1 protein-coding gene is annotated in these 656 nt (G+C 61.9%); it reads right to left on the bottom strand.

All coding sequences use genetic code 11. From position 1 onward, the window contains the following. Nucleotides 1–38: 38 nt before the first annotated feature. The coding region (locus tag L3X40_RS22075; protein ID WP_237367465.1) for a zincin-like metallopeptidase domain-containing protein at nt 39–656 on the bottom strand (618 nt) is incomplete at its 5' end.

Genomic DNA, 656 nt, shown 5'->3' with positions numbered 1-656 from the left:
GCCTGATTACTGCCTACCGTGGGCGTCCATCGCCGACCTTACTGCAAAGTTGCGAGCGGCGCAGACTGTCCAGATAACGCGACCAACTCTTCCTTTCCGTATGCCATGGAACCGAAGACGCCGCTCTGATCCCGATTGAGTCGGGCACCGCCGCCGACCCAATGACCGAACTCGTGAAATGCCGTCCGGTGCCAGTTCACCGGGTCGTGGAAGGCATCGGGTCTTGGAACCTGCACATAATCGTGGACAGGCGAATAGAAAGCCGAGGGGCCGCCGATGCGGAAGTCGGCGCCGGTCGCCGCGATGAGTGCTTCGGCCTGCGGCAGGATGAGTCCTTCAGGGATCGGCGGTGGCGGTTCGCAGATGCGCTCGGGCAGTCCCTCGCATTGTTCGACCGAAAAGACGGTGAACCATTTGAGGAAGGGAATGCCGCCCGAGGGCTCGCGGCCTTCCATGTCGGCGCGACGCTGCTCTTCGCGCGGAATGAAGCGGCGCGTGTAGATAACGCCGATGCCCTGTTCGCCGCGCCGGATATTGCCGCCAAGCGCGATCGCCTGCCGGAAGGTCAAAAAGGCGTGGGACTGTTGATTGTCGCTGAGAAGTGACCCGGTATTTTCATCGAGAAGTGACCCGGCTGGTTTATGTCCCGCGTTGCG

This window comes from Rhizorhapis sp. SPR117 (assembly GCF_021742065.1).
This window is presented reverse-complemented; position numbering and strand designations above follow the sequence as displayed.